Below are 25,975 nucleotides of genomic sequence, written 5' to 3'. Positions count from 1 at the left end.
CTCAGCCGGTGCCACGTCACCGCCACAGTCACGAATCAGGCGGCTGCTATCGGCGCGGCGAGCTACGGGTGTCGTCATCACGTCGCTGCGCGTAGCCGGCCACCTCCTTGTACCGGTTCGAGATGGCGGCCAGTTCCGCGACGCTGATGACGTCCTCGATCCGCGTGAACGGCCGGTCGCGGGTGCGGGTGAACACCTCACGCAGGATCGCGTCCGGCGGATTGCTGCGGTTGGTGCGTACGACCCGGGCGGTGGCCGGCAGGCGTCGCGACTCGTACGCCCGCAGCGCCGCGCCCACGTCGTCGGTACCGCTCAGTTCCTCCCGCAGTGCGTGGGCGTCCAGGATCGCCTGGCCGGCTCCGTTGGATCCGCGCGGCACCATCGGATGGGCGGCGTCGCCGAGCAGGGTCACCCGGCCGAGGGTCCAGTGGTCCAACGGGTCCTGGTCCACCATCGGGTACTCCAGCACCGAGTCCGAGGCGCGCAGTAGCGCCGGAACGTCGAGCCAGTCGAAGTGCCAGTCCGCGAACGCGCCGACGAAGTCGTCGAGGTTCCCGGTCCGGTTCCAGTCGCGCCGCTCGTGGTGCGGCGTCTCCAGCTCCGCGACCCAGTTCACGAGCTGGTTCCCCGCCTCGTCGATCGCGTCCCGGATCGGGTAGATCACCATCTTTCCGCTGGTCAGCCAGCCGGCTCGGACCATGCTCGCGCCGCTGAGGAAGGGCGGCCACGCGGTGACGCCGCGCCACATGTTGACCCCGCTGTAGACCGGCTCTCCCTCGGTCGGGTGGAGCTGCCGACGGATCACCGAATGGATGCCGTCGCAGCCGACGAGCACGTCGGCCGGCTCAACGGAAAGCGCCTCGTCACCGGGTACGCCCCGGAAGCTCGCCCTTGCGCCGTCGTCGTCCTGGGTGACTCCCGTGCACCGGTGGCCGAGCCGCACCGCGTCCGGCCCGAGGCGGTCCCGTACCGCGTCGAGGAGAATTCGTTGCAGGTCGCCCCGGTGGATGGAGAACTGCGGCGAGTCGTAGCCGGCGTACCGACCGGCGGGCTCGCGGTAGATGAGCTGTCCGAAGCGGTTGTAGAAGACCGATTCCCGAGTGGTGACACCGGCCTCGGCGAGCGGCGCCGTCAACCCCAGCCGGTCGAGGACCGCGGTGGCGTGCGGGAGGACGTTGATGCCCACGCCGATCGGGGTGAGCGCCGGGACGGCCTCGTACACCCGGCAGGGGATGCCGGCGTCGTGCAGTTCGAGCGCCAGGGTGAGGCCGCCGATTCCCGCCCCGACGATGATCACGTTCGGACGGCGCGGCCGCATGTCAGGTGCTCTCCTGCTGGGCCGGGAGCGTCTCGGTTCTGGCCAGGCGCATCGCCTCCAGCACGGGTGCGTCGGAGAGGCTGAACAGGTCCGTCGGCTCGGTCGCGGAGAGGTCGAAGCGTGCCCAGGAGGGCACGGCGAAGACGTCGCCCGGCTCCAGGTCGAACCGTTGCCCGTCGATCAGCGCGGTCGCCGTACCCGAGTAGGTGACCCAGATCGACGAGCCCGTCCGGCGGGTCGTCGGGGTCCGGGCACCCGGCAGCAGGCGGTGCATGCTGCACCGGATCGTCGGCATCACGTCGGCTCCGGACGTCGGGTCGGCGAAGCGCACCGCCGCGTACCGGTCGGCGCTCGCCTCCAGCAGCCGGGTCAGCGCCCGGTCGGTGTCCGCCCGGCGGTACGCGAGCAGCGGGGAGTGCGCCGGGGGTGCCCCGGCGTCCAGCGGAAGCAGTCCGGGGGCTCCGGCGTACCGCAGTTCGGAGCGGGACGTGGGATCGACGGCTCGGTTGGTCATCTGGTCCGGACCGTCCTCGAAGAAGATCGCGTCCATGGCCCGGACCATCGGAAGGTCGAGGCCGTCGAACCACAGCATCGGCTCGCTGCCCGGATTGTGGTGCTCGTGCCAACACCAGCTCGGGGTCAGGACGAGGTCGCCGGGGCTCATCGACACCGGGTCGCCGTCGACGAGGGTCCAGACGCCGTGCCCTTCGAGGACGAACCGCAGCGCGCCGGGGGTGTGGTGGTGTGCCGGGGCCACCTCGCCCGGACCGAGGTACTGCACCGCACCCCAGAGCGTGCTCGTCGCGTACGGGAGGCCGCCGCCTCCCGGGTTGGCGAACGCCAGCACCCGGCGGTCGCCGCCCCGGTCGATCGGCACGAGTTCGCCGGACCGCTCCGCGAGGGCCCGCAGCCGCTTCCAACGCCAGCGGAACGGCACGTCGCGCAGGGGCGGCGTGCGGGGCATCAGGCCCTCCTGCATCCACAGTGGCTGGAGGTCGGCCTCGGCGACGGCGGCGTAGAACTCGTCCAGGACGGTGGCGTCGGGGATGTCGGTCGGTGCCGGAAATCGTCTCGTGGCCATGGTCGGTCCTCCCTCTGATAGGCCCGGTATCCCGCGCGAGAGCGCCTGCGCAGACCAGGTCGTGCCCGGGTACTGCGGATGGCGGCTCGGCATCGATCTCGCCGCGTCCCGGGCTACGAGTCCGGGGCGCCCGTCACCCCGCAACACGCCTTGTTCCGAGCTTGCGACGACTATAGAGACCGGTGCCCGCTACACAGAACAGAATCGGTCAATGATTCTGCTGGGGAGAAAAATCGAAGCAGGTCTTTCGGTACGGCGGATCAGGCGATCGAGGCGGAGATCGACTTACGCATCCGGACCAGCCGCACCGGGGTGCCGCCGGCAGGATCCTCGACGTGCTCGACCGGGACGAACCCGGCGGCCTCGTACAGCGGTCGACCCGACAGCGTGGCCATGAGTTCGAGTGAGTCGAACCCCTCGGCAACGGCGGCGGCCTCACACAGCGAGAGGATCAGCCGTCCGACGCCCCGCCGGGCGAACCGGGGATCCGTGTACATCGCCCGAACCTTGGCGGGGTCGCGGGCCGGGTCCAGCAGCGCCGGGTCCCGGCCCTGGGAGTGGTCGCCGCCGTAGAGGGTGGCCCGGCGACTCCAACCGCCGCAGCCCACGATCTGCCCGTCCGACTCGACCACGAAGTAGGTTCCGTCGTCGATGAGCTGGGTGTCGATGCCCATAATCGACCGGCTCGACTCGATCTGCGCGTCGTCGAGGAACCCCTTCTGCAACTCCGTTATCGCCGCCCCGATCAGGGGCAGCAGCGTGGGCATGTCCGCCCGGCGGGCCAGACGACTCGTCAAGGTCACGGATTCTCCCCAACGTGCGGCGCGGTCGGACGCGGCCATTCAACCACCACCGACGACCGTCGTCGGTGACGGTCTCAGGAGGCGGGGGCGGCGGGATAGGCATGCGTCTCGGCGGCCTTGACGGCGGCCCAGACGGGTTGACCGGGTACGAGGTCCAGCTGCGCGGCGGCGACCGGGGTGATGTCGGCGGCCACCTCGATCGGCCCGGTGAGCTGGATCCGGAGGTTGTCACCGTGCCGCTGGATTCCGCTGATGGTGGCCGGCCAGGTGTTCCGGGGACTGCCGTCGGGGCGGTGCGGGTGCAGCGCCACGGCGGAGGGCCGGAACGCGACGAAGGCGTCGCCGTCGTGCTGGTCGGCGACGGTGAGCCGGAACCCGTCCCGGAGCACGACCGTGTGTCCGTTCGCCCGGCCCCGGTAGAGGTTGAGTCCGACGAGCCGGGCGACGTACTCGGTCCGGGGTTGGGCGGTGATGGTGGCGGCGTCGCCCTCCTGTACGACCCGGCCCTGCTCCACGATGACGAGCCGATCGGCCAGGACGAGGGCGTCGAGCGGATCGTGGGTGACCAGAAGCGTGGCCCCCGGATGCTGGGCGAGGTGGTGTTGCAGTTGGGCGCGCATGTCGAGGCGGGTGCGGGCGTCGAGGGCGGCGAGTGGCTCGTCGAGGAGCAGCAACGCCGGATTCACCGCGAGGGCACGGGCCAGCGCCACCCGCTGGGCCTGCCCACCGGAGAGTTGCCGGGGTTTGCGGCGGGCCTGCTCGGCCAGCCCGACCCGGGCGAGCCAGCCGGCCGCCTGCTGCCGGGCACTGTGCCGGTCGGCGCCGTGCCGGCGGGGCCCGAACGCCACGTTGTCCAGGGCGGTCAGGTGCGGGAACAGCAGATAGTCCTGGAAGACCATTCCGATCGGGCGCCGTTCGGTGGGTGTCCACCGGCGCGTGTCGGGCCGGTCGAGGTCCTGTCCCGCCAGGGTGATGTGCCCGCCGGACAGCGGTGCGAGGCCGGCGAGGGTACGCAGCGCGGTCGTCTTGCCCGCTCCGTTCGGGCCGAGCAGCGCCACGACCTCACCGGCACCGATCCGTAGCGGCAGCTCGAGGTGGAACCGGCCGAGTTCGACGACCAGGTGCGCGTCGAGCATCGACGTATTGGCATCGGGCGTGCCGGCCTCGCTGGTGGTGGCGGTCACGGACTGGTGATCCATCGGTCCCTGAGACTGGCGAGGATGACCACGGAGACGGTCAGCAGGATGAGGCTGAGCACGATCGCGGCCTCCAGGTCGGTCTCCAGCGCGAGGTAGACGGCGAGCGGCATCGTCTGGGTACGACCGGGAAAGTTGCCCGCGAACGTGATGGTGGCGCCGAACTCGCCGAGTGCACGGGCCCAGCACAGCACCGACCCGGCGGCGATGCCGGGCCCGATCAGTGGCAGCGTGACGTGCGTGAACGTGGTCCAGCGGCCGGCACCGAGGGTGGCGGCGGCCTCCTCGTAGCGGGTGTCCGCACCCCGGAGCGCGCCCTCGACGGCGATGATCAGGAAGGGCATCGCCACGAACGCCTCGGCGAGCACCACACCGGCGGTGGTGAACGGCAGCGTGATCCCGAACGTGGCGTCGAGCCAGCCGCCGAGCAGTCCCCGGCGGCCGAACACCAGCAGCAGGGCCACGCCCCCGACGACGGGTGGCAGCACGAGCGGGACGGTGACGAGGGCGCGTACGACGCGTCGGCCGGGGAACCGTACCCGGGCGAGCAGCCACGCCAGCGGTACGCCGAGGGCCAGACAGAGCAGCGTGGCGAGGGTGGCGGTCAGCAGCGACAGCCGCAGCGCGGTCAGGACGCCCGGCTCGGCCAGCCGCGCGGGCAGTGTCGTCCACGGCGTCCGGGCCAGGAGCCCGGCGAGCGGCAGCACCAGGAACAGCAGGCCGAGGGTGGCCGGGACCAGCAGCGCGACCGGGATCCGGCCGGTGGCCCGACGTCGTCGCGGCGACCGGCCCGCCTCTGGCCGTGTCACGGGGTCGGCGTGGTCGAGAAGGGACACCGGTTACGGAGCCTGGAATCCGGCGGCGGTCAGCACGCCCCTGCCGGTGTCGGAGAGCACGTAGCTGACGAACGCCTGCGCCGCCGCCCGGTTGACCGCGTTCTTCAGCACGATGATCGGGTAGTCGTTGACCGCTCCGGCCGACTCGGGGAACTCGATCCCGTCGACGTCGGCCGCCCCGGCCTTCGCGTCGGTGCGGTAGACCAGCGCCGCGTCCACCTCGCCGAGCTTCACCTTCGACAACGCCGCCTTGACGTCCTGCTCCAGGGTGACCGGGGTGAGCTTCACCTCGGCGGCGTCGAGGGCCTTCTTCGCCGCCGCCCCGCACGGCACCTGTTCGGCGCAGAGCGCGACCTTCGCGTCGGGTCTGGTCAGATCCGACAGCCCGGTCACCCGGTCCGGATTTCCCCTGGGTACGGCGATGACGAGCTGGTTGCGGACGAAGGTGGTCGGGGTTCCGTCGCCGTCGCCGTTGCCGGCGTCGGTGACGGTCTTCATGTTCGCGGGTGCGGCGGAGGCGAACACGTCCGCCGGGGCACCCTGGTTGATCTGGTTCGCCAGTGCCGAACTGCCGGCGAAACTGAACGTGACCTTCGTTCCGGGGTTTGCCGCCTCGAAGTCCCTGCCGATGGTCGTGAAGGACTCGGTCAGCGACGCCGCGGCGAACACCGTCACCGTGCCGGTGATCCCCGGGCCGCCGCCCGACGGGGCATCGTCGCTGTCGCCACAACCCGTCAGCCCCACCACCGCGAGTGCGGTGAGCGCGGCCAGGGCGGTACGGAACCGTCGTACTCTCACAGGCTGCTCCTCCCCCTGTTGCCGGCGTTCGACGTGGGTCGCTCCACCACCACCGTGGTCGACTTGATCACCGCGACGGCCAGCGAGCCGACCTCCAGGCCGAGTTCGTCGACGGCTTCGCGGCTCATCAACGACACCAGCCGGAAGGGCCCGGCCTGGATGTCGACCTGCGCCATCACGGTGTCCTTGACCACGGCCGTGACGATGCCCCGAAGCCGGTTCCGCGCCGACGACTCGTCCGCGCGCTCCTCCGGCTCGGCGGCCTGGGCCCGGACGAACGCGGCGAGGGCGACCCCGTCGATCACCCGGTGCCCGTACTCGTCCCGGAGCGCGGGGAGGCGCCCCGCGTCGATCCAACGTCTCATGGTGTCCGCGCTGACCCCGAGCAGTTCTGCGGCCTCACCGATCCGAAACACCGTCACGAGAGCCACCCTAGCCCGTCGCAACTGCGAGGCATAGTTCGCTGATCAGCTTGCATTGTCGGCAGAGGTTCCCTTTGTCGGGCCGCATCTGCATGATGGGTGCATGGCTGGCGAGCGAATGCCGGTACCGGCGTGGCAGGCGATGACCGACGAACAGGCACGCCGCTGGGCGGAAATTCTCGGCCACCTGGCCGGCGCTCTTCCGGCCGGCGCCGTCTCCGTCGTCGTCGACGGCGCCGCGCCGCACGCCGGGGTCGTCGCCGACCGGCTCGCCCCGATGGAACGCTGGTACATCAGCGAGTCCCGGGCGTTCTTCGCCGTGCGCGCCGCGTCCTGGGACGCCAGGTTCGGCGATGACATGCCCGCCTGTGCCGCAGCCGTCGCGGAGGCGAACCTCCGTACCGGCGGGGTCGCCGTCGACCTGGGGTGCGGCACCGGGCGCGCCCTGCCGGCCCTGCGGGACGCTGTCGGCCGGCACGGCATCGTCATCGGCGTCGACATCACCCCGCAGATGCTCGCCGTTGCCCGGGACCAGGGCCGCACCGCAGGTGCCGGACTGATCCTCGGCGACGCCCGGCACCTGCCCATCGCGGACGCGTGCGTCGACGCGGTTTTCGCCGCCGGGCTGCTCGGCCATCTGCCCGACCCGGAAGCCGGCCTACACGAACTCGCCCGGATCACCCGACCCGGCGGACGGCTCGTGCTGTTCCATCCCTCCGGTCGCGCCGCCCTCGCCGCCCGGCACGGCCACACCCTGCATCCCGACGAGCCACTCGCCGAAATCCCACTCCGCCGGAGCACCGACCACACCGGATGGCACCTCACCAGCTACGACGACCCGGTGCACCGATTCCTCGCCATCGGCATCCGTCGATAGCCCGCCAAGCCGGCCAGCGGTGGGTCAGGCATGGTCGGCGTATTCGTCCGGGTCGGTGCCGGTCGCCGGTGGGATGGGAAAGTTGCGGTTGAAGACGTTGTCGGGGTCGTACGCCGCCTTGAGCCGTCGGAGCCGGCCGAGGGTGGGCTCGGGGAAGGCGTCGAGGAGTCGCTGCGGGTCGGTGTCGCTCTCGAAGCTCAGGTACATCCCGTCGAGGTGCTCGTAGAGGTCGGACCAGAGCTTGTCGAGCCGGGCCCGGCGGTCCGGCACGGTGGCGGCGAGCAGGGAGAAGTTCTGCCTCCGGTGCGGGTAGGCGGTCGCGTCCCGGTGTACGTCGTTGACGGCGCCGCCGACCGAGCGGAACTGCACGATCAGTACGTCGCCGGAGCGGATCATCGTCTCGACGGAGGCCGCGACCTCCGGTGTGATGTGCCGGAGCAGGCCGCTGCGGACGTCGTCCAGGCCCTGGCCGTGGTGGCGGTTGTGCGGCGGGGCGACGATCGCCGGGTACGGCACGAGTTGCGCCTGCTGGTCGAGGATCGGGCCGATCTCCAGGAACGGGGTCAGCGCGCTCTCCGCCGCCTCGATGTCGTCTCCGGCATAGACCAGGGTGACCTGGGCCATCGGCGGGTTCTGCCGACGGCCGGGAAGAAGCGCGAGGAAGCTGGTGAGTTCCCGGGGCGCGTCCTCGACGAGGCTTCCCCAGCGTTGCAGCAGTTCGGCGGCCCGGGTCGCGTCGACGGCGAGTTGGGCGTAGACGACGTTGCCGACCTCGTACGCCTCCAGTTCCAGGGCGGTCACGACACCGAAGTTGCCGCCGGCACCCCGGATCGCCCAGAACAGGTCGGGGTGGTGCTCCGCGTCGGCGCGTACCAGGGTGCCGTCGGCGAGCACGATCTCGGCGGCCACCACGTGGTCGATGGTCAGGCCGAACCTGCGGACCAGGTATCCGATCCCGGCGGTGGTGGCGAGTCCGCCGACGCCGACGTCGCCGTAGTCTCCGGAACTCATCGCGAGCCCGGCCGGGGCGAGCGCCTGTGCGACCTCGCCCCAGCGGGCGCCGGGTTCGAGACGGATCCGTCGGGTCGCCCGGTCCAGCACCTCGACCTTGTTCATCCTCGACAGGTCGAGCACGATCCCACCGTCGTTGGTCGACCGGCCGCTGATGCCGTGGCCGCCGCTGCGTACCGAGAGGGGTACGTCCTGGGTGCGCGCATACGTCACCGCGTCGACCACCTCGGCGGCGTCGCGGGGACGGATCACGAGCGCGGGCGAGCCCTGGCGGCTGTAGCTGTGTCGGACCCGCTCGTACTCGGGGTCGCCCGGTTCGACCGCCCCGGCGACCAGCGACGCGGGGAGTGTGGCGTGGTCGATCCCGGGTTGGCGTTGGGCCAGGACGGCCGTCGACCGGGTCGGCCCGCTCGGGGCGACGGTCGTCGTACGCTCCCTCGCCACGGCCTCGCGCAGCGCGGGGGCGACCTCGTGGCCGAAGGTCTGGATGATGCGCGGGTCGTCCCGACCGACGATGAACGCGCTGAATCCCTCGTCGAGGACGAGCGGAAGCAGTTGCTCGACCCACTGCTCGGGCGTTCCCCGCAGGAATCCGCCGTTGGCGGGGGAGAAGTCGATCTGGAAGAGGTTGAGCAGTCGTCGGATCTGCCGTGGGTCCCGTCCCGCCGCGGTCGCCGCCTCGTCGATGAGACGGTTCGCCGTGATCCGGTCCGGGGACTTCAGGTACTCCAGGGTCGGTAGCCAGCCATCGGCCTTGCTGCCGGTCAGCGCCAGCATCCGTGGCTTGTACGCACCCAGCCAGATGCCGACGTCGTGTGCCGGCGCCGGGCCACGACGCATTCCCGGCACCGGATGGTGGTCGCCCCGCAGCCGCAGGGCTCCCCGGGTCGAGGTGTCCCAGGCGCCGCGCAGGATGTCGATCGCCTCGCTCAGTGCCGCCACGCTGTCGGCGGCGGACAGCCGGCCACCGCCCATGCCCTCGATGGCGTCCCAGAACGCTCCGGCGCCGAGGCCGAGTTCGAACCGTCCGTCGGAGAGCAGGTCCAGGCTCGCGGCGGCTCGGGCCAGCACGGCCGGTGGGCGTAGCGGCAGGTTCAGCACGTTCGCCGAGACGCGTAGCCGCTCGGTGCGGGCGGCGACCCAGCTGAGCAGGGTCCAGGTGTCGAGGAAGTCGGGGTTGTAGGGGTGGTCCTGGAAGGTGGCCAGGTCCAACCCTGCCGACTCGGTCAGCTCGGCCAGCGCCACGACCCGCTCCGGATCGTTCGCGGTCGGCGTGAGGAACGTGCCGAACAGGAGTTCATGGCCGTAATCGGGCATTGCCCTCTCCTTGCCCACGTGATAGTTGATGCAGCAAGAAGTCTAGCTGGCAAATATTTTGTCGGCCAACTTATCTTGTGGACAACAGATCGCTGCTAGGCTCGTGACATGTCCGCCGCTGGAGACGACGATGCCCGTCCGGAAGCCCGCCGGTCGGGCACGAATCTCGGCTGGTCACTCGGGATGGTGCTGCGCCGCTGGCACGAACGCGTCGAGGAGGCGCTCCGGGACCTGCCGCACGGCAGCCGGGGCTACCACATCCTCACCGTGGTCGTACACGACGAGGTGCCGACCCAGGGTGCCCTCGCGACCCGGCTGGCGATCGACCGGAGCGTCCTGACGTACCTCATCGACGACCTGGAGTCCGCCGGCCTGCTGGAGCGGCAGTTGGATCCCCGCGACCGGCGGGCCCGGCGAATCGTCGCCACCGAGCGGGGGCGCGAGGTGCTGGCGGACGCCGAACGCCGGGTCTCGCTCGCCGAGCAGCACGTGCTCGCTGGGCTGCCCGAGGACCAGCAGGGCGCGTTCCGGGACGCCGCGGGGCGCGCCGCGGAGGCGATCCACGCCGCCGCACCCGGCACGGATCCCTGCATCGCGGTGCAGGACGTCCTGGATCCCCCCGCCGACAAGTTCGTTCCCTGACTCGGACCCAAGCTTCCGTCGTGCGGGGCCGGGTTTAGCGGCCACCGGGCTCGGGCAGTTTGGCCCGTACCGGGCCGTTCTACGGCCAAGGTGGAGATACTTCGGGTGCTCGTACTCGCCGATCGGACCGCAGGATCGCGACGGCGGAAGGATCGCGACGGCGGACGTCAGGCGAGGCGTCGGCACCCGACCGGAAGGAGCAGTCCGATGTCCGACGCCCAACAGTCCGAGCCGACCCAGCAACCACCCGGCACCCTGGGCGCGATGCGGCACAAGCCCGATCACGGCGAGGACTCCTACCGGGGGTCCGGACGCCTCGAGGGCAAGAAGGCCGTCATCACCGGTGGTGACAGCGGGATCGGCCGGGCGGTCGCGATCTCGTTCGCCCGCGAGGGCGCCGATGTGTTGATCTCCTATCTGAGCGAGCACGACGACGCCCGGGAAACCGCCAAGTTCGTCGAGGATGCGGGCCGGCAGGCCGTCCTCGTGCCGGGAGACGTGGGCGACGCGGCGATGTGCCGGACGATCGTCGACCGGGCGGTAGAGGAGTTCGGGCGCATCGACGTACTCGTGAACAACGCCGCGTACCAGATGACGCACGAAAGCGTCGAAGAGATCACCGACGAGGAGTGGCAGCGCACCTTCGACATCAACATCACGGCGATGTTCCGGCTCGTGCAGGCGGCGCTGCCGCATCTCGGCCCCGGTGCGTCGATCATCAACACCAGCTCGATCAACTCCGACATGCCCCGCCCGACGCTGCTGCCGTACGCGACCACCAAGGGCGCGATCGCGAACTTCACCGCCGGTCTCGCCCAACTGCTCGGCGAACGTGGCATCCGGGTCAACAGCGTCGCGCCGGGCCCGATCTGGACCCCGCTGATCCCGTCCACCATGCCGCCGGAGCACGTCGAGAAGTTCGGCAAGAGCACTCCGTTGGGCCGCCCCGGCCAGCCGAAGGAGGTCGCGCCCGCGTACGTCCTGCTCGCCTCCGACGAAGCCAGCTACATCTCGGGGGCGATGATCCCGGTGACCGGTGGCAAGCCCATCCTCTGATCCGCCACCGGATCGGCCGCACGACCCCGATGACAGGCGTCACGACCCCCCCCGACGAAGAGAAAGGAGCCGGTCATGCCGGCAGGGTCCAGCCCGAAGAGGGAACGGCAGTACAAGCACATCAAGGCCAGCGCGAAGAAGCGCGGCGAGTCCACCGAGCGCGCCGAGGAGATCGCCGCGCGTACCGTCAACAAGGAACGCGCCCGCTCCGGCGAGTCGAAGACCGCCAGCAGGCTGTCCGTCGAGGACGTCTCCTCCGGACACCGGGGCGGCAAGCGTTCCCACACCGGTGCGCAGGGCCGCACCAAGGCGCAGCTCTACAACGAGGCCAAGAGCCGGAACATCAAGGGCCGCTCGACCATGAGCAAGGCCCAACTGGAGAAGGCCCTGGCCCGCTGAGGCACCGCCGGGTCTCCGCTATCGTGCCCACTGTGTTCGATCTTCTTGTCGTCGGCGGGCTGGGCGTGGACATCCCGGTCCGGGTGCCGGAACTTCCGCTGCCGACGGCGGACTCGATCATCGTGCCGCCGTTCGAGCCGAGGATCGGCAACACCGGCGCCGGGGTGGCGCTCGCCGCCGAGGCACTCGGGCTGCGGGTGGCCCTGGTCGACGTGATCGGCGAGGACGCTTCCGGCGAGGTGGTGCGGGCGGCTCTCGCCCGCACCACGATCCACCACGTCCTGCGCACCGATCCCCGGGGTACCCGACGTTCGGTGCTGCTGCTCGACCCGGCCGGCGGGCGCACCTCCCTGCACGATCCCCGGGGACCCTGGACCGGGCCGCCGCCGTTCGCACCGGACGAGTTGGCGGATCTGGCCGACGCGGCCGCGCACGTACACCTGTCGATCATGGATTGGACACTCGGGCTGCTGCCGAGCCTGCCCGGCGGGCCGGCGACGGACCGGCCGGTCTCCACCGACCTGCACGACTGGGACGGCCGGAACGACTACCACCGGCCGTTCTCCGCCGCCGCCGATCTGGTCTTCGTCAGCGGCGCGGCACTCGGGGACCGGGCCGAGCAGGTGGCCCGCGAGCTGGTCACGGGCGGTCGACCCCGGACCGCCGTGCTCACCCGGAGCGTCCGGGGTGCGCTGCTGGTCGGCGCGGACGGCGCGCTGGTACGGGTACCGGCCGCCGTGCCGCCGGCCGCCGTGCGCGACAGCACCGGTGCCGGGGACGCCTTCGCGGCCGGGTACGTCGCGGCGGCCCGGTCGCCCGAAACGTCGCCGGCCGAGGCGGCCGGGTACGCGGCCCGGGTGGCCGCCGCCGCCTGCACCCACGACGGACTGGAGTACCCGGCCGGACTGCTGCCGCCCGTTGTCACCAACCTCCGTGGGCAGGACGACTAGAGCTCGGCGACCACCAGGTCGAGTTGGCGGGGCCGACCGGCGGCGGTCGGCTGCTCCTCGACGGTGTACTTCAGGTCACGCAACGCCTCGACCAGCTTGCCGGGGGAGCGCGGTGCCGCGCCGGCCAGCATCAGGTCCCGGACCAGTCGGCCCTTCGTCGCCTTGTTGAAGTGGCTGACCACGGAACGGCGGGTCTCCCCGTTCACCACCTGCTCGTGCAGCACCCGTACGGCCAGCGTCCGCTCGGCCAGTCGACCGGTGGGCCGCCACATCGACGCGTACCCGCTGGAGCGCAGGTCGAGGACCGGGCCGGCGGCGACGGCCTCGACGAGCACGGGCTCCAGCAGTTTGCGCCAGTACGACGCCAGCCCGCCCACCCCGGGCAGGTTGACCCCGATCGCGCAGCGGTACGCCGGGATGCGGTCGTCGACCCGGATCGCTCCCCAGAGTCCGGAGAAGACCAGCGTGGACCGCCGGACCCGGGTTCGGGCGGCGCCGGTCAGGGTGCCCAGGTCCAGCGCGTCGTAGAGCACCCCGGTGTAGACCCTGGCGGCCGGCGCGGCCGGCGCAGTCCGTAGTCCGGCGTTGCGATCCAGTTCCTCGTCCTGCCCCGGGCCGAGTCCGAGCACACCGCGGGCCCGCTCCCGGTCCCCGCCCGAACAGAGGGCGACCAGCGCATCCATGACCCGTTCCCGCCCCGGCGTCAGCGCCCGCTGGGTCAGCGAGTCCAGGTTCACCGGGCGGCCGGTCCGGGGCGCGGTCTTTCCCTCCGAGGGAGGCAGCAGGATCAGCACAACCGGCAAGCCTACGCACGGTCCCGGCGGTGGGCCGCGAGGGAGTGGCTCGACCCGACGAGTGTCACGCCGGCGGGGTCGCGGTGCCGACCGACGTGTCGTCGTCGTTGTCCGGGCCGAATTCCTACCCGGTCCGCGCCTGACCGGCCGACCGGAAGGCGTCGACCACCGCGAAGTAGTGGTCCAGGAAGGCGTTCGGCCGGACGTCCACCGCGACCTCGTGCGGCCCGGTACCGCTACCGCTGTCGTACCCCGCGCCCGTGCCCGTACCCGGTTCGGTGTCCCGCCCCGCGTCGCCTGCGGCCCGCCCCGCGTCGCCTGCGGCCCGCCAGGCCGTGACGCCCGCCGTCGGTCCAGCGGTGGGGGAGACGGTCACCTCGCCGGTGCCGAAGGTGCAGAGCGAGGGGTCGAAGAGCGTCGCCGCGGCCAGCGGGTCGTGGAAGGTGACCTCCGGTCGGTCGGTGAGCCAGGGCGCGGCCATGTCGGCGACGGGACGCAGCAGGGGACCGGTACAGCGGCGCAGGAAGGCGTCGGCGTCCATCCGCACCCGCGTGGTGACGTCGAGGCCGACCGAGCGGTGCAGCGAAACCGGCGCGGCGTAGACCCGGGCCGCCGCTGCGGGGTCGCAGTGGATGTTCCACTCCGGGCCGGGGACGGTGGTGAACGCGCCGCCCATCAGGACCAGGGACCGCAGCAACGAGGGGATCTGCGGGTCGACGGCGAACAGCAGCGCCACGTTCGTCAGCGGACCGATCGCCAGCAGCGTCACCTCGCCCGGACGCGCGCGGATCGTCTGCCGGAGGAACTCCACCGCGGCTCCGGCGGGAAACGACCTCTCGTGGTCCCATCGGGCCAGCGCCACGGCCTGCGGCGGTGGACCCTGGACCGGCGGACCGACCAACGGTTCGCCCGCGCCGGGAAAGATCGGGACGTTACGCCCGGCCGCCCGGCAGAGCACGCTGGCGAGCGCCGCCCGGGCCTCCGGGTCGGCACTCACCGTCGTGATGCCGAGCAGATCGCAGCGCGGCTGGGCGAGCAGGTAGGCGAGGCAGACGGCGTCGTCGATGTCGTTGCCGATGTCGGTGTCCAGCAGGACGGGACTCTGGTTGTCCACGATGGGATCATCGTCCGATCGACATCCCGAACACCAGGGGATGTTCGCGCACCAGGGGATATTCGCGACCTTCGGCTGGCCGGACGGTGCGGACCGGAGGTGGCGCGCCCGCCCACGGGCCGATCCGGGCCTGCCTAGATGCCGACGGGTTCGGACACGGGTGCGGCCCAGCCCTCGGGTACGGGCAGCCCCGCCGCGCGTCGGGCCAGGACGGCGGCGCCCACCTGCGCGGCCACCGCGCCGAAGGCGGAGGGGAGCACCACGGGCGCGGTCCGCCAGGCCAGCGCCGAGCGCAGCGCGTCGCGTACCGGGTCGAACAGTTGCGGGCCGGCTTCGGCGAGTCCGCCGCCGAGCACGATCCGGGCCGGATCGAGGGTCAGGGTGAGGGTGGCCAGGGCGGTTCCCAGGGCGTGCGTGGCGGTGTCCCAGACGGACCGGGCCAGTGGATCGGTGGCGGTGGCCGCGGCGATCGCCCGGCTGTCGAGCCCGGGGGTGCCGCCGAGCCGGGCGTAGCGCCGGGCCAGGCCACCGGCGGAGGCGTACACCTCGAGGCAGCCCCGCTGCCCGCAACTGCACGGTTCCCCGCCGGGGAAGACCGGCATGTGGCCGACCTCGCCGGCCGACCAGGCCGCACCGGGAACGGGCTCGCCGTGCACCACCACCGTGGCGGCGATGCCGGTGCCCAGCGGCAGTAACAGGAAGTTGTCCAATCCACGGGCGGCCCCCGCCACCGCCTCGGCGACGCCGGCCGCCCGGGCGTCGTGCCCGATCGCCACCGGCAGCCCGAGGTCGTCGCGGACGAGCGCCCGCAGCGGCACGTCCCGGAACCTGATGTTCGAGGCGTACCGCACCACCCCGGCGGCCTCGTCGACGATGCCCGGGGCCACCACTCCGATCCCGACGGGCGCGGCACCCCGCGCGAGCGCGTCGTCCCGCAGCCGGCGACACAGGGCCCGTACCGCGTCCACCGGGTCGCTGTCGGCGTCCGCCCGCGACGGTACGACCACCGTGTGCCGGATCCGGCCGTCGTCGTCGAACACCGACCCCTTCATGGTGGTCCCGCCGACGTCGACGGCGAGCACGCAGCCATCCGGGATCGGCCCGGCGGACCGGGTCGAAGTGGTCACCGGGTCGCCACGGTGAGGTCCGCGACGAAGTCGCGATCCAGCGGGAACATCGGCCGCACCAGGTGCGCGTACGGCAGTCGTTCGAGGTCCTGGTCGACGCCGCCCGGGGTCAGCGCGAGCAACCAGTCGCCGGCCGCGTCGAAGAGCTCGGGTTCGAGGTAGCCGATCTTCACGACGACCACGTCCACCGCGTCGACCGAGACCCCCAGCCGCGCATAGGAGGCCAGTTGCCGGTACTGCATCCGCCGGGAGGTGACGAACACGCTGAGCCCGCCGACGCGGATGCTCACGCACCGCCCGCCGTCGGGGTCCTCGGCGACCGCCTCGAGGATTCCCGTGAGCGGGAGTGGTCCCGGATCCCGCGCGTCGATGCGGCCACCGACGCGTACCTCGACCGGCGTGCCCGGCGTCTGGTCGGCGACCTGCGCCACCGCCTCCGGGTCGACCAGCGAGGCGAACACCGCCCGGACCGAGCCGTCCCGGATCTCGGGCCGGGCGAGCATCCGGGACAGCGCGAAGGTGACGTCGTCGGCGCCGCCGGCCCCCGGGTTGTCGCCGGAGTCGCTGATGAAGAACGGGCGCCGGGCGGGCTCCGCGACCGCGACCAGGGCCGCGTCGAGGCACTCGTCCATGGAGCCGGTCGGCGCGACGAAGGCGAACTCCTCCCGGGCCGCCCAGAAGCGTTCGCCGAGTTCCCGGGCGGCCTCGGTCGCGGCAACCGCGTCGGTGCCGGTGGCGACGACGGCGCCCCGGCAGCGGGGCTGGTCGGCCCAGGCGAAGCCGATCCAGATCGCCGCGTCGATGACGCCGTCCCGGGCCTCGACCTCGGCGATGCGCCCGTACAGTCCCCGGGCCGGTTCGACCCGGGTGCTGGTCATCTCGCCGGGCAGCAGGATCGGTACGTGCACCAGCGCCTTGTACGGGCGCTGCCCCCGGCGCAGCGCGTCCACCAGGTTGTGTGCCGCGCGCTCGCGGGTCTCCCACACGTCGACGTGTGGCGCGGTGCGGTAGCAGGTGAGCAGGTCGCAGCCGTCGAACAGTACGGGTGAGACGTTGCCGTGCAGGTCCATGGCCGCGGAGATGAACGGCTCCGGCCCGATCACCGACCGGATCGCGGTGACGAGGTCGCCCTCGGCGTCGTCCCGGCCGACCACGCTCATCGCGCCGTGGATGTCCAGCAGGATGCCGTCCAGGGTGCCCGCCCGGGACAGCCCGTCCAGGATCTCCGCGGACCAGGCGTCGTAGGCCGCGGGGTCGACCGCACCGCCGGGCAGGGCCCGGGCGTGCACCAGGGGCACCCATTCGATCTCGGCGGCCCACGGCGCGAGGGGCGAGAGCCAGGCGTATCGGGCCAACAGCGCATCGCCCCGGGTCACGTCGAAGTCACTGGCCGTGCTCAGATGTGGCGAGAAGGTGCTGGACTCGATGTGTATGCCGCCGATGGCGATCCGGAGGGAACGGGGCACTGGTGGAGCTCCTCAGCTGGGACGGACGTCGGCCGCCACGCGTACCAGGTGCCCGAGGCCGACCAGGGCGGCATCCGGGCCCACGACGCTGGCCTCGATGGACAGGGACTGGGTCATCGACGGCAGGCAGCGCTCGTAGAGCATTCCTCGGGCGGCGGCCACGTAGACGTCGAGGCTGGACAGCGCCCCACCGATGACGACGGCATCGGGATTGAGGAAGTTGACCAGGCCGGACAGCGCGACCCCGAGCAGCCCACCGGCGTGCCGGACCATCGTCACCGCCGTCGGTTCGGCGTCGGTGACCGCGGCGATGACGTCATGGGTGGTGGCGATCGGCAGGCCCTGCTCCGCCAACTGGTGGGCCAGGGCGGCACCGCTGGCGACGGTCTCCAGGCAGCCCTGGCTGCCGCAGGAGCAGTGCCGCTCGCCGCTGTCCGCCACCCGTACGTGGGTGACGTCGCCGCTGAGCCCCCGGCCGCCCCGGTAGACCTGCCCGCCGGTGACCAGGCAGCCGCCGATGCCGGTACCGGCCTTGACGTAGATCATGTCTCCGGTTTCCCGGTCCCGGGCGGTGTGTTCGCCGATCGCGGCGGCCTTGGCGTCGTTGTCGACGACCACCGGCACCTGAAAGCGCCGGCTCAGCTCGACCTGCGCGTCGACGCCGCTCCAACCGGGCATCCGGGCGGGCCCGACCAGTCGGCCACGGGGAAACTCGACCGGTCCCGGCAGCGCCACGCCGATCCCGAGCAACGCCTGACCGGGGGCGGGCGCCGCCTGGATCCGCTCGAACGCCTGCGCCACCGCGTCGAATACCTCGGCGGGCCCGGCGGCGATGTCGATGGCCACCTCCTCGGCCGTGACCAGCCGCCCGTCGGGGGTGCACAGGCCGATCCGGGCGTGCTGGGCGCCCAGCTCCGAGACGGCGAAGACGCCGGCGACCTCTCGTAGGCGGAGGATCCGGGGCCGTCGCCCGCCGGTGGAGCGGCCCACGCCCTCCTCCAGGATCGCGCCCTCCTCCAGCAGTCGCCGCACGACGCCGGTGACGGTCGAGGGTGCCACCTGGAGCGCCTCGACGAGATCGGCGCGGGAGGTGGCCTCGCCGTTGGCCAGCAGCTTGAGCGTCTGGTCCCGCAGGGTGGCGGAGATCGGATCCGACATGCCTCTCCTCCTTAGGGCCGGTCGTCCGGCGCCGCCTCAGCTTGTCGGGTGCGGTGGCCGGGGGTCGAGTAGGGGTCGCCGCGAAGGTCATCGGAAAGATGCTTCGGCGACTTCGATCGTAACCTGACCGAAGTTGGCGAACAAACTGAGATAGTTTCGTTGACTCCGAACTTTGCTCCCTATACATTCTCCGCATCGACCGCTTGAGCAGCACCAGGCGGCTGGACGCGACGCCTCTGACGCCCGACGACGCGGGGCCCGTGCAGATCAATCGAGGAGACTCATGAGGAGCAGATTCCACCGGCGCGCCCTGCGCGGCACCGTGGCCATAGCCAGCGTGCTCGCCATCGGCGCGGGCCTGGCCGCCTGCAGCGGCGACAGCGGTTCGAAGGGCTCCCAGGGCGGGAGTCAGGGGAAGGACACCGTCACGGTGGCCTTCCGGACCCCCAACTGGATCCTGCCCATCTCCGCCCCCGGATTCACCCAGGGCGAGAACGCCACCTTCACGTCGGCGCTGTACCGGCACCTGTACGAGTACCAGCTGGACGGCTCGGCGAAGTACAACATCAACGCCGAGCGCTCGATGGCCGAGGCGCCCGTGGTCAGCAACGGCGGCAAGACCCTGACGATCACGCTGAAGGACAACAAGTGGTCCGACGGCAAGCCCGTCACCACCAAGGACATCCAGTTCTGGTGGAACCTGGTCACCGCGAACAAGGACAAGTGGGCGTCGTACCGGGCCGGTGGCTTCCCGGACAACATCGCCGACTGGAAGATCACCGACGAGAAGACCTTCTCGCTCACCACGACGCAGGCGTACAACACGGCGTGGTTCGTGGGGAACCAGCTCAACCGGATCGTCCCGCTGCCCCAGCACGTCTGGGACAAGGACTCCGCGACGGCGACCGTCGGTGACCTCGCCAGCACCCCCGCGGGCGCCAAGAAGGTCTTCGACTTCCTCACCACGGCGTCGAAGGACCCCAAGTCGTACGCGACCAACGAGCTGTGGAAGGTCACCAGCGGCCCCTGGAAGCTGGACAAGTACGTGCCGAACGGCGAGGTCGTGCTCGCCGCGCAGCCGACCTACTCGGGCACCGACAAGCCGAAGCTGGCCAAGGTCGTACTGCGGCCGTTCACCAGTGACGACGCGGAGTTCAACGTGCTGCGCGCCGGTGAGATCGACTACGGGTACATCCCGCCGGCCAACCTGTCCCAGCAGTCGTACCTCGAGTCCAAGGACTACAAGGTCGCACCCTGGTACGGCTGGTCCATCACCTACCTCCAGCTGAACTTCAACAACCCGAAGACGGGTGTGTTGTTCAAGCAGCCGTACCTGCGCCAGGCGATGCAGATGCTCGTCGACCAGCCGACCATCAACAAGGTCATCTGGTCCGGCATGGCCGCCCCGAGCTGTGGCCCGGTGCCGCTCAAGCCGGGCACCACCGATGCCAGCGGGTGCGCCTACTCCTTCGACCCGGCCAAGGCCAAGGAACTGCTGGAGGGCCACGGCTGGAAGGTGACCCCGGACGGCAAGACCACCTGCCAGACCCCGGGCGCCGCCGCGAACCAGTGCGGCGAGGGCATCGCCGCCGGCACTCCGCTGGCCTTCACGGTCACCAGCCAGAGCGGGTTCGCCGCGACCACCAAGATGTTCTCCGAGATCAAGTCGCAGATGGCCAAGCTCGGCATCGAGCTGACCATCAAGGAGGTACCCGACTCGGTCGCGGTCACCCCGGCCTGCAAGCCGACCGAGGCGACCTGCTCGTGGGACATGTCCTTCTTCGGATCGCAGGGAAGCTGGTACTACCCGGTCTTCGCCAGCGGCGAGCGGCTGTTCCAGACCGGTGCGCCGGTGAACCTGGGCAGCTACAGCAACCCGGAGGCCGACCGGCTCATCGAGGCGACCCAGTTCTCCGCCGACGAGAGCGCGCTGAAGGCGTACAACGACTTCCTCGCCAAGGACCTGCCGGTGCTGTGGATGCCGAACCCGGTGTACCAGATCTCGGCGTACAAGTCGGGGCTGCAGGGTGTCGAGCCGCAGGACCCGATGAACTACTTCTACTTCCAGGACTGGTCCTGGAAGAACTGACCCACTGACCGTCCCGGCTCCGGTGGCGCTGACCGCGCCGCCGGAGCCCCTCGAGGAGGGGGAGGAGCCGCCCAGTGGTCCGGTACCTCATCACACGCCTGGGCCAGGCCCTCATCGTCATCGTGCTCGTCACGGTGATCGCGTTCATCATCCTGCACCTGCTGCCGGGCGGCGCCGCGCGCTCCGCGCTGGGTAAGGAGGCGACGCTGGAGCAACTGGCGGCGTTCAACCACGAGATGGGCTACGACCGGCCCTGGGTCCAGCAGTACCTGATGTACGTGCAGCGCCTGCTGCACGGCGATCTCGGCTACTCGTTCCAGCTCAACCAGTCGGTCACCGAGGCCATCGGCCAGCGGCTGCCGAAGACGATGGTGCTGTCGCTGCTGTCGACCCTGCTGGCCGTCGTCGTGGCGATCCCGCTGGGGGTGATCCAGGCGGTACGCCGCAACCGGTGGCCCGACTACACCATCACCTCGCTGTCGCTGCTGGCGTACGCCACCCCGATCTTCTTCATGGGCCTGATGATGATCATCCTCTTCTCGCAGGTCTGGCCGATCCTCCCGCCGGAGGCGCCGCAGGGCTTCACCCTGGCCGAGATGCTCGCCGAGCCGGCCGGGCTCGTCCTGCCCACCGTCACGCTCGCGATCGTCACCATCGCCGTCTACTCGCGCTACGTCCGCTCCTCGATGGTCGACAACCTCAACGAGAACTACGTGCGCACCGCCCGCAGCAAGGGTCTGTCGGAGCGCCGGGTCGTCGTCCTGCACACCCTGCGCAACGGTCTCTTCCCCGTCATCACCCTGCTCGGGATGTACCTGCCGGCGCTGTTCAGCGGGGCCCTGGTGGTGGAGTCGCTGTTCAACTTCCCCGGGATGGGGCAGTTGTTCTGGCAGGCGGCGCTGAAGCGTGACTTCCCGATCCTGCTCGGCGTCACCCTGATCATCTCGGTCGCGACCGTGCTCGGTGCACTGCTCGCCGACCTGCTCTACGCCGCCGTCGACCCCCGGGTCCGACTTCGGGGGAGGACCTCGTGACCACGTTGCCCGAGGTGCCCGGCGTACCGGTCGGCGCGCCGCCGCTCGCGATCGAACCCGACGAGGCGCCGGTCCGGGGGCTGTGGCGCCAGGGGGTGTCGGTCTTCTGCGAGAACCGGCTCGCCCTGGTGGGCCTGGGCCTGTTCATCCTGCTGGCCGGGGTCTGCTTCATCGGGCCGCTCGTCTACCACACCGACCAGGTGCACACCGACCTCGCGGCGGTACACCTGGCCCCCGGCGAGCAGGGGCACCCGCTCGGGACCGACGGAGTCGGCTACGACCAGCTCGGGCGACTCATGCTCGGCGGACAGACCTCCATCGTCGTCGGACTCGCGGCGGGCATCCTCGCCACCTTCCTCGGCACGCTGTGGGGAGCCGTCGCCGGATTCGTCGGCGGCTGGGTCGACTCCGCGATGATGCGGGTCGTCGACGCGATGATGTCGATCCCCTCGCTGTTCCTCTTCATGCTGCTGGCCGCCATCGTCACCCCGAGCGTGCCGATGCTGATCCTCATCATCGGCGCCTTCGCCTGGCTGGGACCGGCCCGGCTGGTCCGTGGTGAGGCGCTGAGCCTGCGTTCCCGCGAGTACATCCAGGCCATGCGTTCGATGGGCGGTACGGGCGGCCGCGCGGTACGTCGGCACATCGTGCCGAACGCCATCGGTACCGTGATCGTCAACGCGACCTTCCAGGTCGCCGACGCCATCCTCTACGTCGCCTACCTGTCGTTCCTCGGCCTCGGCGTCCCGCCGCCGGCCGCGAACTGGGGCGGGATGCTCTCCGACGGCCTCGCGGACACCTACAGCGGTCACTGGTGGCTGCTGTATCCGCCCGGAATCGCCATCATCCTCATCGTGCTCGCCTTCAACTTCATGGGCGACGGGCTGAGGGACGCCTTCGAGGTCCGCCTCCGGCGACGCTAGCAGGAGCAGGGAAATGAGCGCACCGATCGAGCCAACCGTCCGGCACCACGAGGCAACCCGGGACGCGGGGGAGAGCCAGCCCCTGCTGCGCCTGTGCAACCTCAACACCGACATCGCGCTGCGTCGCGGCACCGTACACGCCCTCGACGACGTCAACCTGGAGGTCCACCCCGGCGAGACCCTCGGCATCGTCGGCGAGTCGGGCAGCGGCAAGACGATGACCGCACTGTCGGTGATGGGCCTGCTGCCTTCCGGTGGCAGCGTGGTCGGCGGTCAGATCCTGTTCGAGGGCCGCGACCTCCGGTCCCTGCCGACCGACGAGGTACGGCGGATCCGGGGCGTCCGGATGGGCATGGTGTTCCAGGACCCGCTCACCTCGCTGAACCCGACGATGCGGATCGGCACCCAGGTCGCCGAGCCCCTGCGGGTGCACGAAGGGGCCGGTAAGGCACAGGCCCGGGAGCGGGCGATCGAGATCCTGCGCCGGGTCGGAATGCCCCGGCCGGACAAGATCGTCGACAACTATCCGCACGAACTCTCCGGCGGGATGCGTCAGCGGGTCGCCATCGCCATGGCACTGATCTGCTCGCCGCGCCTGCTCATCGCCGACGAGCCGACGACCGCGCTCGACGTGACCACCCAGCGCCAGATCCTCGAACTCATCGACGACCTGCGGGAAGAGTTCGGGATGGCCGTCATCCTGGTCACCCACGACCTGGGCGTGATCGCTGGCCGGGCGGACCGGGTCGCGGTGATGTACGCGGGGAGGGTGGTGGAAACCGCCGCCACCTCGGAGCTGTTCCGGTCGCCCCGGCACCGCTACACCGAGGCGCTGATGGAGGCGCTGCCGGAGTCGGCGGTCCGCGAGCCGGGCGTACACGAGCGGCTCTACAGCATTCCGGGCCTGCCGCCGGACCTGTCCCGACCGTTGACCGGGTGCCGGTTCGCCCCCCGCTGCCGGTTCGTGACGGACGAGTGCCGTACCACCGAGGTGACCCTGTCGACGGGCGGCCACCAGCACGCGTGCCTGCACCCGGTAGCCCTGACCACGGTTGCCCCGGCGGCCCGGACGGCGCCGGTGTCCGCGCCGACGACGGCGGAGGAGTCCGGCCCGGCGGCGGAACCGATCCTGTCGGTCCGGGGGCTGGTGAAGGATTACGAGGCGACCACCGGTGGACTGCTCCGCCGGACCTCCGGGCGGGTGAGCGCCGTGGCGGGAGTCTCGTTCGAGGTCCGTCCCGGCGAGACGTTCGGGCTGGTGGGTGAGTCCGGCTGCGGCAAGTCCACCGTGGGGCGACTGGTGGTCGGGCTGGAGCAGCCGACCGACGGGCAGATCGTCCTGGACGGCACCGACATCGCCCGCCTGCCCCGGCGCGAGCGCCGCCGGATGCACCGCCAGGTCCAGTTGATGTTCCAGGACAGCTACGCGGCGATGAATCCGCGGATGCGGGTCGACGCCATCCTCGCCGAACCGTTGGAGATCCAGCAGGTGGGCGACACGGCCGCGCGCCGGGCCCGGATCGGCACCCTGCTCGACCAGGTGGGGCTGTCCCGGCGGGTCCTGGAGCGGTACCCCCACGAGTTCTCCGGCGGCCAGCTGCAGCGCATCGGGCTGGCCCGCTCCCTGGCCCTGCAACCCCGGCTGATCGTCGGCGACGAACCGGTGAGCGCGCTCGACGTGTCGATCCAGGCACAGGTGCTCAACCTGATGCGGGACCTCCAGCGCGAGCTGGGTCTGGCGTACGTGTTCATCAGCCACGACCTGTCCGTCGTCGACTACATGGCGGACCGGATCGGCGTGATGTACCTGGGCAAGCTCGTCGAGGTCGGCCCCGCCTACGACGTGGTCAGGTCCGCCCGGCATCCGTACACGCAGGCGCTCATCGACGCCGTGCCGTCCGCCACTCCCGACCTCGCCGCGCCGCGCGAGAGCGTCACGATCCGTGGCGAGCTGCCGAGTGCGCTGAACCCGCCCACCGGGTGCCGGTTCCGGACCCGGTGCCCGCTGGCGCAGGAGATCTGCGAGACGGAGCCGCCGCTTGCCGGCGCTCTCCACCAGGTCGCCTGTCACTTCCCGCTGCGCGCGGAGTCGAGCGCGGCGACGTCAGGCTGACGCACGGGTGCGTCGGCCCGACGCCGCGCGGGTCACTTCGCTGGCGGCGGTGACGTCCGCCTGATCGCAGGTGCGGTCAGGGCTTGACCCTGCCGGCCACCTCGATCGCCATCTCGGTGAGCTGCGCCGCCGTCAGCGGCGGGTACTGCTGTTGCAGGGTGGACTCATGCTCTCCCATGCCGTACTCGTTGGTGCTGACGAGGTTGAGCACCCGGCCGTCGACGAGTTCGACGAACACCTGGTAGTTGGCGGCCTTCCAGGGGCCGGGGAACCGCTTCAACTTGATGAAATCGGTCCGGATCGTCATGCGCTCGCCGTTCGGGCCGGTGCGCTCGGTACAGGTGGTCTCGTCCCGGCAGCTGAGGAGGAGGTCGCGCTTCTTGTTCTCGTCCTCAGCGGGCAGGGCCCGCTCCGCGACACACTTCGGGTCGTCGCAGCGCTTCCCCGTCACCGGCCCGAACCTGACGATGTGCAGTTCGAGCATGCCCTTGCGGCCGTCTGCCAGCACTCCCGTACCGCCGCTGAACATCTGCTCGTGCTGTTTCAGCGTGTTGTCGGTGAACAGGTGCGGCGGCTGCCCGTCCGGGGCGGCGTCCTCGAAGATGTTCGAACGGATCCACCGGGCTCCCGGTGCCGCGCTCCGGAGCGCTTCGTCGAGCGCCTCGGCCAGTCGCTTCGCGGTCAACTGGGCCGACTCGCGGTCGCTCGCGACCAGTTGGAAGCGGTTGTCCACGGCGACGGGTGGCGGAGCCACACCGGCCGGTCCGTCCTGGGCGGTCACGAGGATTCCGGCCGAGGCCGCGAGTCCGAGTACCGCCGCCATCGTCGTGCCGATCCGCCGGACGGCGCTCCTCCGCTTCTCCCGCCGCACGATGGCGACGACATCCACCGTGGAGGGCGGCGGCGTACCCACGACCTGGTCGAAGAGTTGCTGGTTCATCTCCGCTGATTCCCTCTCAGTTCCGGATCGTCGACGCCGACAGCGCGCGCAGCGCAACGAGCCCACGCGCGGACTGGCTCTTCACGGTGCCCGGTGACACCTGCATGATCTTGGCGGTCTCCTCGATCGAGTAGTCGAGGTAGAAACGCAGGACGAGTACCGCCCGCTGCCGGGGTCCCAGCGATCGCAGCAGTTCCGCCAGCGACTCGCGGTCGTCGGCTCGATCCGGCGGCGACCACTCCGGTTCGGGAAGGTCGTCCGGCAGGCGCTCCCGGCGCCACGGCCGCCGTCGTTCGCTGAGCCAGACGCGGCTGAGCACCCGCTGGGCGTACGCGTCGGGATTGTCCGCCCGGCTCACCTTGCGCCAATTCCGGAACAGTTTCGTGACGGTGATCGACACCAGGTCGTCGGCCATGTGCCAGTCCTGGCACATCAGGAAGGCACCGCGTCGCCACCGGTCCATCCGGGCCGCGACGAACGTGTGGAAATCGTCTTCCTCAGCCTTCTGCAA

General features: G+C 71.1%; 24 protein-coding genes. 9 read left to right on the top strand and 15 right to left on the bottom strand.

From position 1 onward, the window contains the following. Window positions 1–46: 46 nt before the first annotated feature. From ACFP2T_RS32310 to ACFP2T_RS32280, 7 genes are all read right to left on the bottom strand, one after another. On the bottom strand, window positions 47–1,318 hold the full coding sequence (locus tag ACFP2T_RS32310; protein ID WP_377428469.1) for a flavin-dependent oxidoreductase: 1,272 nt from the start codon (window positions 1,316–1,318) through the stop codon (window positions 47–49). Window position 1,319: 1 nt separating this feature from the next. Further along, window positions 1,320–2,399: a cupin domain-containing protein gene (locus ACFP2T_RS32305; RefSeq protein WP_377428467.1), complete on the bottom strand. Its 1,080-nt coding sequence runs from the start codon at window positions 2,397–2,399 to the stop codon at window positions 1,320–1,322. A 260-nt stretch (window positions 2,400–2,659) separates the two neighbouring features. After that, complete coding sequence (locus ACFP2T_RS32300) at window positions 2,660–3,202, bottom strand: GNAT family N-acetyltransferase (RefSeq protein ID WP_377428465.1); 543 nt, start codon at window positions 3,200–3,202, stop codon at window positions 2,660–2,662. A gap of 74 nt (window positions 3,203–3,276) precedes the next feature. After that, window positions 3,277–4,338, bottom strand: a complete 1,062-nt coding sequence (locus ACFP2T_RS32295) for an ABC transporter ATP-binding protein (RefSeq protein ID WP_377428952.1) — start codon at window positions 4,336–4,338, stop codon at window positions 3,277–3,279. Between the two features lie 44 nt (window positions 4,339–4,382). Further along, the gene (locus ACFP2T_RS32290) at window positions 4,383–5,207 is read right to left on the bottom strand and encodes an ABC transporter permease (protein ID WP_377428463.1); all 825 of its coding nucleotides are present in this window, start codon (window positions 5,205–5,207) and stop codon (window positions 4,383–4,385) included. Window positions 5,208–5,237: 30 nt separating this feature from the next. After that, window positions 5,238–6,032 carry a molybdate ABC transporter substrate-binding protein gene (gene modA, locus ACFP2T_RS32285; protein ID WP_377428462.1) on the bottom strand — a complete coding sequence of 265 codons (795 nt, stop codon included), beginning with the start codon at window positions 6,030–6,032 and terminating at the stop codon, window positions 5,238–5,240. Next, window positions 6,029–6,454 (bottom strand): TOBE domain-containing protein, encoded by a 426-nt coding sequence (locus ACFP2T_RS32280; protein ID WP_377428461.1) that lies wholly within the window; start codon window positions 6,452–6,454, stop codon window positions 6,029–6,031. Before ACFP2T_RS32280 ends, modA begins: the two co-directional genes overlap by 4 nt. A 103-nt stretch (window positions 6,455–6,557) precedes the next feature. Between ACFP2T_RS32280 and ACFP2T_RS32275 the strand changes: the two genes are divergently transcribed. Then, window positions 6,558–7,331, top strand: coding sequence for a class I SAM-dependent methyltransferase (locus ACFP2T_RS32275; RefSeq protein WP_377428459.1), 774 nt, complete (start codon window positions 6,558–6,560; stop codon window positions 7,329–7,331). Between the two features lie 24 nt (window positions 7,332–7,355). Here ACFP2T_RS32275 and ACFP2T_RS32270 read toward each other — a convergent pair whose 3' ends face one another. Further along, complete coding sequence (locus ACFP2T_RS32270; protein ID WP_377428457.1) at window positions 7,356–9,659, bottom strand: LLM class flavin-dependent oxidoreductase; 2,304 nt, start codon at window positions 9,657–9,659, stop codon at window positions 7,356–7,358. 108 nt (window positions 9,660–9,767) lie between these two features. Between ACFP2T_RS32270 and ACFP2T_RS32265 the strand changes: the two genes are divergently transcribed. The 4 genes from ACFP2T_RS32265 (at window position 9,768) to ACFP2T_RS32250 (ending at window position 12,706) form a co-directional block, all read left to right on the top strand. Then, on the top strand, window positions 9,768–10,301 hold the full coding sequence (locus ACFP2T_RS32265) for a MarR family winged helix-turn-helix transcriptional regulator (RefSeq protein WP_377428455.1): 534 nt from the start codon (window positions 9,768–9,770) through the stop codon (window positions 10,299–10,301). A gap of 207 nt (window positions 10,302–10,508) precedes the next feature. Beyond that, complete coding sequence (locus ACFP2T_RS32260; RefSeq protein WP_377428453.1) at window positions 10,509–11,357, top strand: glucose 1-dehydrogenase; 849 nt, start codon at window positions 10,509–10,511, stop codon at window positions 11,355–11,357. A gap of 75 nt (window positions 11,358–11,432) precedes the next feature. After that, on the top strand, window positions 11,433–11,756 hold the full coding sequence (locus tag ACFP2T_RS32255) for a plasmid stabilization protein (protein WP_377428451.1): 324 nt from the start codon (window positions 11,433–11,435) through the stop codon (window positions 11,754–11,756). A 32-nt stretch (window positions 11,757–11,788) separates the two neighbouring features. Then, window positions 11,789–12,706, top strand: a complete 918-nt coding sequence (locus ACFP2T_RS32250; protein ID WP_377428450.1) for a carbohydrate kinase family protein — start codon at window positions 11,789–11,791, stop codon at window positions 12,704–12,706. On the opposite strand, the gene yaaA is transcribed toward ACFP2T_RS32250, so the two are convergent. The 5 genes from yaaA to ACFP2T_RS32225 form a co-directional block, all read right to left on the bottom strand. Then, window positions 12,703–13,500, bottom strand: coding sequence for a peroxide stress protein YaaA (yaaA, locus tag ACFP2T_RS32245; protein ID WP_377428950.1), 798 nt, complete (start codon window positions 13,498–13,500; stop codon window positions 12,703–12,705). The two genes, ACFP2T_RS32250 and yaaA, sit on opposite strands and share 4 nt — an antisense overlap. Window positions 13,501–13,624: 124 nt before the next feature. Continuing rightward, entirely contained in the window at window positions 13,625–14,614 is a 990-nt protein-coding gene (locus tag ACFP2T_RS32240) for a nucleoside hydrolase (protein ID WP_377428448.1), read from the bottom strand. A 134-nt stretch (window positions 14,615–14,748) separates the two neighbouring features. Next, complete coding sequence (locus ACFP2T_RS32235) at window positions 14,749–15,741, bottom strand: ROK family protein (RefSeq protein WP_377428446.1); 993 nt, start codon at window positions 15,739–15,741, stop codon at window positions 14,749–14,751. Then, a complete protein-coding gene (locus ACFP2T_RS32230) occupies window positions 15,738–17,207 on the bottom strand; it encodes a M81 family metallopeptidase (protein WP_377428444.1) in 1,470 nt (489 codons plus the stop codon). The genes ACFP2T_RS32235 and ACFP2T_RS32230 overlap by 4 nt, the downstream gene beginning before the upstream one ends. A 12-nt stretch (window positions 17,208–17,219) precedes the next feature. Further along, complete coding sequence (locus ACFP2T_RS32225; protein WP_377428442.1) at window positions 17,220–18,365, bottom strand: ROK family transcriptional regulator; 1,146 nt, start codon at window positions 18,363–18,365, stop codon at window positions 17,220–17,222. A 283-nt stretch (window positions 18,366–18,648) separates the two neighbouring features. On the opposite strand from ACFP2T_RS32225, the gene ACFP2T_RS32220 reads away from it, so the two are divergent. From ACFP2T_RS32220 to ACFP2T_RS32205, 4 genes are all read left to right on the top strand, one after another. Further along, window positions 18,649–20,454: a peptide ABC transporter substrate-binding protein gene (locus ACFP2T_RS32220; RefSeq protein ID WP_377428441.1), complete on the top strand. Its 1,806-nt coding sequence runs from the start codon at window positions 18,649–18,651 to the stop codon at window positions 20,452–20,454. Window positions 20,455–20,528: 74 nt separating this feature from the next. After that, window positions 20,529–21,488, top strand: a complete 960-nt coding sequence (locus ACFP2T_RS32215) for an ABC transporter permease (protein ID WP_377428439.1) — start codon at window positions 20,529–20,531, stop codon at window positions 21,486–21,488. Further along, window positions 21,485–22,411 carry an ABC transporter permease gene (locus ACFP2T_RS32210; RefSeq protein ID WP_377428437.1) on the top strand — a complete coding sequence of 309 codons (927 nt, stop codon included), beginning with the start codon at window positions 21,485–21,487 and terminating at the stop codon, window positions 22,409–22,411. Before ACFP2T_RS32215 ends, ACFP2T_RS32210 begins: the two co-directional genes overlap by 4 nt. Window positions 22,412–22,424: 13 nt before the next feature. After that, window positions 22,425–24,524 (top strand): dipeptide ABC transporter ATP-binding protein, encoded by a 2,100-nt coding sequence (locus ACFP2T_RS32205; protein WP_377428435.1) that lies wholly within the window; start codon window positions 22,425–22,427, stop codon window positions 24,522–24,524. Between the two features lie 76 nt (window positions 24,525–24,600). On the opposite strand, the gene ACFP2T_RS32200 is transcribed toward ACFP2T_RS32205, so the two are convergent. Together ACFP2T_RS32200 and ACFP2T_RS32195 are read right to left on the bottom strand one after the other, a co-directional pair. Beyond that, the gene (locus ACFP2T_RS32200; RefSeq protein WP_377428433.1) at window positions 24,601–25,464 is read right to left on the bottom strand and encodes a hypothetical protein; all 864 of its coding nucleotides are present in this window, start codon (window positions 25,462–25,464) and stop codon (window positions 24,601–24,603) included. 16 nt (window positions 25,465–25,480) lie between these two features. Then, window positions 25,481–25,975 carry a SigE family RNA polymerase sigma factor gene (locus ACFP2T_RS32195; protein WP_377428431.1) on the bottom strand — a complete coding sequence of 165 codons (495 nt, stop codon included), beginning with the start codon at window positions 25,973–25,975 and terminating at the stop codon, window positions 25,481–25,483.

The organism is Plantactinospora solaniradicis (assembly GCF_042658085.1).
Classification (GTDB): domain Bacteria; phylum Actinomycetota; class Actinomycetes; order Mycobacteriales; family Micromonosporaceae; genus Plantactinospora; species Plantactinospora solaniradicis.
Note: the sequence above shows the minus strand (reverse complement) of the source record. Positions and strands in the feature narration are given on the sequence as shown.